Genomic DNA, 12,101 nt, shown 5'->3' with positions numbered 1-12,101 from the left:
TGAATGATAGGAAAACGACACCACGCACTAATGTAAATGATTTTCACTTGGAGCACGGCGTTGCCGTTTCTGGAAAACCGTTCAATCCGGGCACGCATCCTGATGGAAAGTAGCAAAGCCGGCAAATCTGGATATTGTGCTGCGTCACACTGTCAGACGGTCGCGCCATGGCGACGATCCCCTGTTAAACTGCGCGGCTATTTTTCAACCACCCCCGGTTTACGTCATGTCCCGACTCAATCCCCGGCAGCAAGAAGCCGTGAACTACGTCGGCGGCCCGCTTCTGGTACTTGCCGGCGCGGGCTCCGGCAAGACCAGCGTGATCACCCGCAAGATCGCCTACCTGATCCAGCAGTGCGGGATTCGCGCCCAGTACATCGTGGCCATGACCTTCACCAACAAGGCCGCGCGGGAGATGAAAGAGCGGGTCGGCACCCTGCTGCGCAAGGGCGAGGGCCGCGGCCTGACGGTGTCGACCTTCCACAACCTCGGCCTGAACATCATCCGCAAGGAACACCAGCGGCTGGGCTACAAGCCCGGTTTCTCGATCTTCGACGAAACCGACGTGAAAGCCCTGATGACCGACATCATGCAGAAGGAATACTCCGGGGACGACGGCGTCGACGAGATCAAGAACATGATCGGCGCCTGGAAAAACGACCTGATCCTGCCGCCCGAAGCGCTGGAGAAAGCCCGCAACCCCAAGGAACAAACCGCCGCCATCGTCTACGCCCACTACCAGCGCACGCTGAAGGCGTTCAACGCGGTGGACTTCGACGACCTGATCCTGCTGCCGGTGAAACTCTTCGAAGAGCACGCCGACATCCTCGAAAAGTGGCAGAACCGGGTGCGTTATCTGCTGGTGGACGAATACCAGGACACCAACGCCAGCCAGTACCTGCTGGTGAAGATGCTGATCGGCACGCGCAACCAGTTCACCGTGGTGGGCGACGACGACCAGTCGATCTACGCCTGGCGCGGCGCGCGGCCGGAAAACCTGATGCTGCTCAAGGACGACTACCCGTCGCTCAAAGTGGTCATGCTGGAGCAGAACTACCGCTCCACCAGCCGCATCCTGCGCTGCGCCAACGTGCTGATCGCCAACAACCCGCACGCGTTCGAGAAGCAGTTGTGGAGCGAGATGGGCCACGGTGACGAAATCCGCGTGATCCGCTGCAAGAACGAGGAAGCCGAGGCCGAGCGGGTGGCCATGGAAATCCTCAGCCTGCACCTGCGCACCGACCGTCCGTACAGCGATTTCGCCATCCTCTATCGCGGCAACTACCAGGCCAAGCTGATCGAGCTGAAACTGCAGCACCATCAGGTGCCGTACCGCCTGTCGGGCGGCAACAGCTTCTTCGGGCGCCAGGAAGTGAAGGACCTGATGGCCTACTTCCGCCTGCTGGTGAACCCGGACGACGACAACGCCTACCTGCGGGTGATCAACGTGCCGCGCCGGGAAATCGGCTCGACCACCCTGGAAAAGCTCGGCAACTACGCCACCGAGCGCAAGATTTCGATGTACGCCGCCAGCGAAGAACTGGGCCTGCGCGAGCATCTCGACACCCGTTTCACCGATCGCCTGCACCGCTTCAAGACCTGGATGGACAAGGTCCGCGAGCAGGTGGCGCTGGAAGATCCGATCGCCGCGCTGCGCAGCATGGTGATGGACATCGATTACGAAAACTGGATTCGCACCAACAGTTCCAGCGACAAGGCCGCGGACTTCCGCATGGGCAACGTCTGGTTCCTGATCGACGCGCTGAAAAGCACGCTGGAAAAGGACGAAGACGGCGACATGACCATCGAGGACGCCATCGGCAAGCTGGTGCTGCGCGACATGCTGGAGCGCCAGCAGGAAGAAGAGGACGGCGCCGAGGGCGTGCAGATGATGACGTTGCACGCATCCAAGGGCCTGGAATTTCCCTACGTGTTCATCATGGGCATGGAGGAGGAGATTCTTCCGCACCGCTCCAGTATCGAAGCCGACACCATCGAGGAAGAACGCCGCCTGGCGTATGTCGGCATTACCCGGGCTCGCCAGACCCTGGCCTTCACCTTCGCCGCCAAGCGCAAGCAGTACGGCGAGATCATCGATTGTTCGCCGAGCCGCTTCCTGGATGAGCTGCCGGCCGACGATCTGGCCTGGGAAGGCCTGGACGACGCACCCACCGAGGTCAAGGCAGCGCGAGGCAATACGGCATTGGCCGATATCCGTGCCATGCTCAAACGGTAGATAATCACCCCTTTAATCGCCCTGGCTCATTGCCGGGGCCTTTTGCTTACATCCGAGGAAACACCAGTGGAAGCACTGCACCAGAAGATTCGCGAAGAAGGCATCGTGCTTTCCGACCAGGTACTGAAAGTCGATGCGTTTCTCAACCATCAGATCGACCCTGCGCTGATGCAACTGATCGGTGATGAGTTCGCCCGTCTGTTCGCCGACTCCGGCGTGACCAAGATCGTCACCATCGAAGCCTCCGGCATCGCCCCGGCGGTGATGACCGGCCTGAAGCTCGGCGTGCCGGTGCTGTTCGCGCGCAAGCATCAGTCCCTGACCCTGACTGAAAACCTGCTGACCGCCTCGGTGTATTCCTTCACCAAGCAGACCGAGAACACCGTGGCCATCTCGCCGCGTCACCTCAACAGCAGCGACCGCGTACTGGTCATCGACGACTTCCTGGCCAACGGCAAGGCGTCGCAAGCGCTGATCTCGATCATCAAGCAGGCGGGCGCGACCGTTGCCGGCCTGGGCATCGTCATCGAGAAGTCGTTCCAGGGCGGCCGCGCCGAGCTGGACAGCCAGGGTTACCGCGTTGAATCGCTGGCCCGGGTCAAATCATTGGAAGGCGGCCAGGTCACCTTCCTCTGACCGAGCCCCTCGGCCCGGATGTAAAAAGCCCGCCGCCACAGTGATGTGGCGGCGGGCTTTTTCATGGCTGGGACGTTAAACCTTGATCACCGCTCCCGAAGAGCCTCCGCCCGCGCCCGGATAATCGGCTTGAGCAGGTAGCTCAGCACACTCTTCTTGCCCGTGATGATATCCACCGAAGCCACCATGCCTGGGATGATCAGCAGCGGCTTCTCGTCCGTCCCCAGGTGGCTGCGGTCGGTGCGCAGCTTGATCAGGTAGAAGGTGTTGCCCTCTTCGTCGGTGATGGTGTCAGCGCCGATCTGCTCCAGCTTGGCCTTGAGGCCGCCGTAGATGGTGAAGTCATAGGCGGTGAACTTGACCATGGCTTCCTGGCCCGGGTGCAGGAAGGCGATGTCCTGCGGACGGATCCGTGCTTCCACCAGCAAGGTGTCGTCCAGCGGCACGATCTCCACCAGGTCGCTGCCCGGCTGGATCACGCCGCCGATGGTGTTGACCAGCACCTGCTTGACGATGCCCCGCACCGGCGAGGTGACCAGCGTGCGGCTGACCCGGTCTTCCAGCGCCTTGCCGGTGGCCTGGGTTTTGTTCAGATCGGTGCGCGCCTCGTTGAGCTGGGTGAGCGCGTCACTGCGGAACTTGCCACGGGTTTCGTCGATCTTGCGCTCGACTTCCTTGATCGCCGACTCGGCCCGCGGGATCGCCAGGGACGTCGCATCGAGCTGGCCACGGTTTTCCACTTCGGCGCGCTTGAGCCGCAGCACTTCCACCGGAGACACCGCGCCCTGCGCCACCAGCGGCTCGGACATGCCGATCTCCTGGCGCAGCAGTTGCAGGCTGTTGCGGTATTGCGCCTGCTTGGAGGAGAACTCGCGCAGTTCCTGCTGACGCTGCACCAATTGCTCCTGCAGGCCGCCGACTTCGTCCTGCAATTGCTGGCGCCGGCTCTGGTACAGGGATTCTTCGCTGGACGCCTGGCTCGGCGCGGCTTTGCGCAGCTCGGCGTCGATGTTCAGCGGCCGGTCCTCGGCCTCGGCGCTCAGGCGCTCGACCCGCAAGGACAGGCCCACGCGGTCCGCCTCGGTCTCGCCGACGTTGGAGACGAAGCGGGTGTCGTCCAGGCGCAGCAACGGCGCCCCGGACTCAACCACCTGGCCTTCATGGACGTAAATCTGCGCGACGATACCGCCTTCCAGGTTCTGGATTTTTTGCAGTTTCGAGGACGGGATGGCCTTGCCGTCACCACGAGTGACTTCATCCAGCACGGCGAAGTTGGCCCACAGCACCAGGAACAGGAAGAAGGCGATGATGCCCCAGATGGTCAGCCGGACGATGCGCGGCGCATCTTCCACCAGCGCCTTGTTGACCTCCGGCAGCGGCTCGCCGCCGAACGATTGTGAACCCTTGAAATAGCCGCGCAAGACATCCTTGAACCGCCCAACTCCTGACTTAAGCAACACTGATCTGCCCCTTCTTGAGCGCATCCATGACGGCGGCTTTCGGGCCGTCGGCGACGATCTGCCCGCGGTCGATGACGATCAACCGGTCCACCAGCGACAGCAACGAGGCGCGGTGTGTCACCAGCACCACCGTTTTGTGTTCGATAACCGCTTGCAGGCGCTGCTTGAGGCGCTCTTCACCGGTGTTGTCCATGGCCGCGGTAGGTTCGTCGAGCAACAGGATCTGCGGATTGAGCAGCAGCGCGCGGGCCAGGGCCACGTTCTGCCGCTGACCACCGGAAAGGTTCTGGCCGCGTTCGCCGACCTGCAATTCATAGCCCTGCGGGTGAAGCCGGGCGAACTCGTGCACGCCGGCCAGCTCGGCGGCCTGCAAGACCATCTCGTCTTCGACGTAGCGCGCCCCGCTGACCAGGTTGTCACGCAGGGTGCCGGCCAGCAGTTGAATGTCCTGCGGCACATAGCCGAGGTTGTGGCGCAGTTCGCTGACGTCGATCTGGCGAATGTCCACGCCGTCCACCAGCAGCGAGCCGGCGTCGGCCTCGTAGAGGCCCACCACCAGCTTGGCCAGCGAGCTTTTGCCCGAGCCGCTGCGGCCGATGATGCCGACCTTCTCGCCCGGACGGATGGCCATGCTGATGTTCTTCAGCGCGGGGTTCTGCTGGTTCGGGTAGGTGAAGTCGACACCACGGAATTCCAGGGCACCCTGCAGGACCTGACGGCTCAGCGGGCGCTCTTCGAAATTGCGCTCCTGCGGCAGCTCCATCATCTGGTCGGTGGACACCATGGTCACCTTGGCCTGCTGGTAGCGGGTCAGCAGGCCGGCCAGTTGGCCCAGCGGGCCGAGGGCCCGGCCGCTGAGCATGTAGCAGGCGATCAGGCCGCCCATGCTGAGGTTGCCGGCCATGATCTGGTAGACACCGAAGCAGATCATCGCGACCCCGGCCAGTTGCTGGATCAGCAAGGTGATGTTCATCGCCAGGCCCGACAGCACTTTCACCCGCAGTTCAAGGCGGCTGAGGGTGCCGATGGTCTGTTCCCACATGTACTGGCGTTCGCTTTCGGCGTTGTTGACCTTGACCGCATCCAGACCGGCGAGGGTTTCGATCAGGCTCGACTGGCGCTCGGAGGCCAGGGCCATGGTCCGCTCCAGCGTCGCCGTCAGCGGCCTCTGCAAGGCATAGCCGATGCCGAGGGCCAACGGGAAGGCGACGATCGGAACCCACACCAGATGGCCGCCGATAATGCCGATCACCATCAGAATCAGCAGGGTGAACGGCAGGTCGATCAGGCTGGCCAGGGTCAAGGAGGCGAGGAAGTCGCGCAGCCCCTGAAACTCGTGGATGTTCTGCGCAAAGCTGCCGACCCGCGCCGGGCGGTATTTCATCGACATGCCGACGATGCGCTCGAACAGCGTGGCGGAAATGATCAGGTCAGTCTTTTTCCCGGCCAGATCGAGGCAGAGGCTGCGCAAGCCCTTGAGGATAAGGTCGAAGACATACGCACCGGCGATGCCGATCGTCAGCACCCACAGGGTCGAGGTGGCCTGGTTCGGTACCACGCGATCGTAGACGTTCATCACGAACAGCGGCGCGGCCATGGCGATGATGTTGATGATCAGGCTGGCGGCGATGGCGTCGGCGTAGAGCCAGCGCGAGCGCTTGAGGGTGTCGCGGAACCAGGAACGGGCCCGGGGGATCAGGTTGCCGTGGTTCACATCGAACTTGTGCTGCGGCTGAGCGAAGAACACCCGGCCTGCGTAGTCCGCTTCCAGTGCCTCGCGGCTGACATGCACCTCGCCGCCGTCGCTCTCACTGAGCAGCAGTCGCGCGGTGTTTTCATTCTCCCAGCCGAGCAGGACGGTGCTGCGCCCATCTTTGAGCAGCAGCATGGTCGGCATGGCGATGCTCGGGATGTGCTCCAGCTTGCGCTGCAACAGGCGCCCTTGCAGCCCGGCCCGGGCCGCCGCTCGCGAGAGCAGCTCGGGACTCAGGCGCTGCGCCGGCAGCGGCAGGCCCGTGGTGAGCATGGCGCGGCTGGCGGGCTTCTGGTGCAACACGCAGAGCGACAGCAGGCTGTCCAGCAGCGGATCGTCGTGCAGGCTTCGCGGGTCATGGGTGAGGTTTCTGCTGACAGATGAATCCACGCGGACTTCCTTGCTGGCTAGGGGGGGCCGTTAATCAGTTGAGCCCGGGCAAGTTTACTCTGGGCTTGATGTCGTTCTGTACGACGGTTGCCATCGGTGCCACGACGCCCTGGCTCCTGAGTAACTGACCAATGGTCGCTTTGATCCGGTACTGAGTAAACAGTTGAACGGTTTTGACTTCCGCCAGACGGCGCTGGGCACTGAACAATTCGTTCTCGCTGTCGAGCAGGTCGAGCAGTGTGCGCTCACCGAGGCCAAACTGGCTCTGGTAGGCGGTCCGCACGTTGCTGCTGTGCTGGACATATTGCTCAGCGATCGGCACCTGCGCATCGGCGTTCTGCTTAGCATTCCACGCCAAGCCTAACTCCTCATTGAGCTGACGCAAGGCATTGTTGCGAATATCCAGCGCCTGGCTCGCCATGTAGGACTTGGATTCCAGGTCCGCCTTGTCGCTACCGCCGTCGTACAGGTTGAAGCTCATCCGCACCATGGCCTGCCACTCGTTGTTGTGTCCGCTCACGCCGTCGACGTTGTTGTTCGCGCTGCGGCCCAGTTCGGCGTCGAAGCGCGGGTAGAACCGTGATTTGGCAGTTTCGTATTGCTTGTCGGCGGCGGCGATGTCCGATTCCGCCGAGCGCAGGGCCGGGTTGCTTTCGACCATTTGATGGCGGGCTTCATCGAGGGTCGCTGGCAGCAGGTCGATGAACGGCGGGGGCGGGCTCAGTTCATCGGGCAGTTGACCAACGACACTCAGGTAATTGGTTTGTGCATCGGCCAGGTTGGTTTGTTCCGTCAGCAGGTTGTTTTTTGCCGAGGCCAGGCGCGCTTCGGCCTGGTCCATGTCAGCCTGGCGTCCTACACCGCGAGAGGTGCGCAGGCGGATCTGATCGTAAATGCGTTCGTGGCTGCGCAGGTTGTCCTCGGACAGACGCACCATGTCGCGGCGCATCAGCACATCGAGGTAGACCCGGGACACGGCCAGGCCGGTGCGCTCGGAGGAATCCAGCAGCGCATAGGCGCGGGAGTTGGCGGTGGCCTGCTGGCGACCCACTTCGTTGGAGGTGGCGAAGCCGTCGAACACCATCTGCCGCAGACGGACGCTGGACTCGCCGCGATTCAGGGTTTCCCAGTGGTCGCTACCGCCAGCGGCACGGGTGGTGGTGCTGTCGGTACTTTCGCGGCCGTAGCCGGCCAGCACATCGACCTTGGGCAGGTAGCCGCCCTGGGCAACGCGAACCTGTTTGTCGGCCGCGAGTCTACCGTTCACTCCAGCCTGGATTTCCGGGTGCGTTTCGAGGGCTTGTTGCATGGCTTGGGGCAGGGTCTGTGCGGAACAAAAATTGGCGCCAAAAAACAGTGCTGCGGCAGTCAGGACGGGCAAACGCATTTCGTATTTTCCCCAGGGACCTTTTTGTCCCAAATCAGCGCAAAACATGGCATCTCGCCAGAAAATGGCTATAAAAAGAAACCGCGTGTCGGAAATTTCCTAATGAGAACCACATCACAGATCAACAGGGCTTCACCGGTTGAAATATCAATGTGACATTAGTAAGCCGATTGTTTAGGATGGCGACCACCGGGTCAATAGTTTGACTCAAAAGAATTAAAAAGAACTCGGCGCCATAAGTTTGACGGTAAGTCAGAACGTCTTGCGAAACATTCCAAGCAGATAGCGGCAACAACAGCCCAATGCGTATGGAAGCCACATTAGAACGGTTAGTTCGGAGAGTGTCATGAGCAGTGTTGTCGCCATCGTCCAACGTGTTATTGGCCAGGTAATGGCTGTATCCCCTGAAGGTGTTCAACGTGTACTGGTAGAAGGCGACCGCCTGTTTGCCGGCGACCAGGTTTTGACGGGCCTCTCCGGCGCCATCACCCTGGAGTTGACCGACGGGCGCACCATCGACCTGGGTCGTGATACGCAGTGGAGCGCTGACTCTCCGGACAGCACCACCAACATCGAGGAGATCGCCGCTCAGGCCGCGCCTTCGGTCGAGGAGCTGCAGCAGGCCATCGCCGCCGGTGCTGACCCGACGCAAGACCTCGAAGCGACTGCGGCTGGCCCGATGTCCCAGGGCGGCGGTGCCGCCGGTGGTGGCCATAGTGTGGTGATGCTCGACGCCACCGCCGGTTCCGTGGCGCCGGTTATCGGTTACGAGACCGAAGGCCTGAACTTTGCCGCCACGCTCAATGAAGACTTCACCGGCGCGCCTGACACGACCAATCAGACCCTCGCCGCCACTGCCACGCCCCTGGAAAGCAGCCTGACGCTGAGCGCCACGCCAAACGTTTCCGAGGCCGGCGGCGCGATCGTCTACACCGCGACCCTGACCCAGGCGCCGACCTCTGATCTGCGCGTGACCCTGTCCAACGGCCAGGTCATCGTCATTTCCGCTGGCCAGCTGACCGGCAATGTCACCGTGGTGATTCCGTCCAGCGACAACGTCTACCTGGATGACCGCCAGATCTCCACCACCATCACCGGCACCACCGGTGGCGACGGCCTGACCCTCACCCCGAATACCACCCCGGCGGTCACCCAGATCGTCGACACCCTCGACACCACCACGCTCAATCTGACCGCGGGCGGCAGCGTCACCGAAGGCGGCGTGATCACCTACACCGCCAGCCTGACCAATCCGGCGCAAACGCCGGTGACCGTCACCCTGTCCAACGGCGCAGTGATCACCATCGCGGCCGGCGAAGTGACCGGCACCGTGCAAGTGCCGACCCCGGCCAATGACGTGTACGCCAACGGCAGCACCGTCAGCGTGACCATCACCGGCGCGTCGGGGGGCAACTTCGAGAACCTGGAGCCGAGCACGACGCCTGCCGTCACCACCATCACCGACTCCATCGACACCACTACCGTCAACCTGGGCGCCAGCGCCAGCGTTGCCGAAAACGGCGTGATCACCTACACCGCCAGCGTCACCGCACCGGTGACCGGCGCGCCGGTGGTCGTCACATTGTCCAACGGCCAGACCATCACCATTCCGGTTGGCAGCAGCAGCGGCAGCGTTGAATTCACCGCACCGAACGACGTCTACAACGGCGCCACGCCGATCAGCACCACCATCACCGGTGTGACCGGCGGTAACTACGAAAGCCTGGTGCCGAGCACCACCCCGGCCGTCACCACCGTCACCGACAGCGTGGACACCACCACCGTCACCCTCGGCGCCAACCCGAGCGTTGCCGAAAACGGCGTGATCACCTACACCGCCAGCGTCACCGCGCCGGTGACCGGCGCCCCGGTGATCGTCACCCTGTCCACCGGTCAGACCATCACCATCCCGGTCGGCAGCACCAGCGGCACCGTGCAGTTCACCGCACCGAACGACGTCTACAACGGCGCCGCGCCGATCAGCACCACCATCACCGGCGTGACCGGTGGCAACTTCGAAAGCCTGGTGCCGAACCCGGCGCCGGCGGTCACCACCGTTACCGACTCGACCGACACCACCACCGTCAGCCTCGGCGCCAGCCCGAGCGTGGCGGAAAACGGCGTGATCACTTACACCGCCAGCGTCACCTCGCCGGTAACCGGCGCACCGGTGGTCGTCACCTTGTCCAACGGCCAGACCATCACCATTCCGGTTGGCAGCAGCAGCGGCAGCGTTGAATTCACCGCACCGAACGATGTCTACAACGGCGCTACGCCGATCAGCACCACCATCACCGGCGTAACCGGCGGCAACTTCGAAAGCCTGGTACCGAACCCGGCACCAGCCGTAACCACCGTCACCGACAGCGTGGACACCACCACCGTCACCCTCGGCGCCAACCCGAGCGTTGCCGAAAACGGCGTGATCACCTACACCGCCAGCGTCACCTCGCCGGTGACCGGCGCACCCGTGATCGTCACCCTGTCCACCGGTCAGACCATCACCATCCCGGTCGGCAGCACCAGCGGCACCGTACAGTTCACCGCACCAAACGACGTCTACAATGGCGCCGCACCGATCAGCACCACCATCACCGGCGTGACCGGTGGCAACTTCGAAAGCCTGGTGCCGAACCCGGCGCCGGCCGTGACCACCGTTACCGACTCGACCGACACCACCACCGTCAGCCTCGGCGCCAGCCCGAGCGTGGCGGAAAACGGCGTGATCACTTACACCGCCAGCGTCACCTCGCCGGTGACCGGCGCACCGGTGGTTGTGACCCTGTCCAACGGACTGTCGATCACCATCCCGGTCGGCAGCAGCAGCGGCACCGCACAGTTCACTGCGCCAAATGACGTCTACAAGGGCGAGACGCCGATCAGCACCACCATCACCGGTGTGAGCGGCGGCGACTTCGAAAGTCTGGTGCCGAATACTGCCCCGGCGGTGACCACCGTCACCGAAAGCACCGACACCACCGGCCTGAGCATCAGCGCCACCGTTACCGTCGCCGAAGGCGGCCAGATCATCTACACCGCCACCCTGACCAACCCGGCCGGCACCGCGACCACCGTCACCCTGTCCAACGGCGCGATCATCGTCATCGCCGCCGGCCAGACCACCAACAGCGTGGCGTTCGCCGCTCCGGCGGACGACGTTTACAAAAGCGCGGGGACCATCAGTGTCACCGTCGACAAAGTCGATGGCGGCAACTTCGAGAACCTGGCGGTCAGTGGTACGCCTGCCGTCACCAGCGTGACCGACACATTCGACACCAGCACCGTCGCCCTCACCGCCACCCCGAGCGTGACCGAAGGCGGCGTGGTGACCTACACCGCGTCCGTGACTGCGCCGGTTACCGGCACCCCGGTCACCGTCACCCTCGCCAACGGCCAGACCATCGTTATTCCGGTCGGACAGAGCTCGGCCTCGGTTGACTTCACTGCACCGAACAACGTCACCGTCACCAACCCGGCGCTGACCAACAGCATCACCGGCGTGAGCGGTGGCAACTACGAAAACCTCGTTGCAGGCACCGGCACGACCACCACCACGGTCACCGATGATCCGGCTCGCCTCGACACCACTGGCCTGACCTTGTCCGCGACCGGTTCCGTCCAGGAAGGCGGCAGCATCGTTTACACCGCCAAGCTGACCAATCCGGCTGGCACCGAGATGAAGATCACCTTGAGCAACGGTGAGACCATCACCATTGCCAAGGATGCGACTGAAGGCAGCGTGACCTTCGCAGCGCCGAAAGACACCGTGTACGTGGATGGCGGAAACGTCAGCGTGACCGTGACCGGCACCACTGGCGGTGACTTCGAGCACCTGGAAGTCAGCCCGACCGCAGCGGTTACTGCTGTTACGGATTCGATTGATACGTCGACCGTCACTCTGACGGCGACTGCCAGTGCTGTTGAAGGTGGTGTGGTCACTTACACCGCTTCGGTTACTGCGCCAGTGACCGGCGCTCCGTTGGTGATCACTCTGGCCAACGGCCAGTCGATCACTATTCCGGTTAACGCCTCGAGCGGCTCGGTCGATTTCATCGCACCGAACAACGTGCTGAACACCAACACCCCGCTGACCAACAGCATCACTGGCGTCACCGGCGGCAACTACGAGCACTTGGAAACCGCAGGCACGCCGACCACCGTCGTGACCGATGACCCGGCTCGTCTGGACACCACCGGTTTGACCTTGTCCGCCACCGGCACCGTTCAGGAAGGCGGCAA

Annotated in this window: 6 protein-coding genes; 3 read left to right on the top strand and 3 right to left on the bottom strand. The window is 63.0% G+C overall.

The features are described 5' to 3' along the window. Positions 1-226 precede the first annotated feature (226 nt). Positions 227-2,236: a DNA helicase Rep gene (gene rep, locus NTD82_RS27340; protein WP_095159862.1), complete on the top strand. Its 2,010-nt coding sequence runs from the start codon at positions 227-229 to the stop codon at positions 2,234-2,236. Positions 2,237-2,302: 66 nt separating this feature from the next. Next, the gene (gene xpt, locus NTD82_RS27335; protein WP_095159861.1) at positions 2,303-2,872 is read left to right on the top strand and encodes a xanthine phosphoribosyltransferase; all 570 of its coding nucleotides are present in this window, start codon (positions 2,303-2,305) and stop codon (positions 2,870-2,872) included. 86 nt (positions 2,873-2,958) lie between these two features. On the opposite strand, the gene NTD82_RS27330 is transcribed toward xpt, so the two are convergent. Genes NTD82_RS27330 through NTD82_RS27320 form a run of 3 tightly spaced genes read right to left on the bottom strand, consistent with a single transcriptional unit; the run spans position 2,959 to position 7,862 of the window. Further along, entirely contained in the window at positions 2,959-4,332 is a 1,374-nt protein-coding gene (locus tag NTD82_RS27330; protein WP_095159860.1) for an HlyD family type I secretion periplasmic adaptor subunit, read from the bottom strand. Then, positions 4,322-6,475, bottom strand: a complete 2,154-nt coding sequence (locus tag NTD82_RS27325) for a type I secretion system permease/ATPase (RefSeq protein WP_095159859.1) — start codon at positions 6,473-6,475, stop codon at positions 4,322-4,324. Before NTD82_RS27325 ends, NTD82_RS27330 begins: the two co-directional genes overlap by 11 nt. A 34-nt stretch (positions 6,476-6,509) precedes the next feature. Continuing rightward, positions 6,510-7,862, bottom strand: a complete 1,353-nt coding sequence (locus NTD82_RS27320) for a TolC family outer membrane protein (RefSeq protein WP_262130972.1) — start codon at positions 7,860-7,862, stop codon at positions 6,510-6,512. A gap of 346 nt (positions 7,863-8,208) precedes the next feature. Between NTD82_RS27320 and NTD82_RS27315 the strand changes: the two genes are divergently transcribed. Next, positions 8,209-12,101: retention module-containing protein (locus tag NTD82_RS27315; protein ID WP_262130971.1), on the top strand; the 3,893-nt coding region annotated here is incomplete at its 3' end.

It is taken from the genome of Pseudomonas sp. 5P_5.1_Bac1, from assembly GCF_025466015.1.
Classification (GTDB): domain Bacteria; phylum Pseudomonadota; class Gammaproteobacteria; order Pseudomonadales; family Pseudomonadaceae; genus Aquipseudomonas.
Note: the sequence above shows the minus strand (reverse complement) of the source record. Positions and strands in the feature narration are given on the sequence as shown.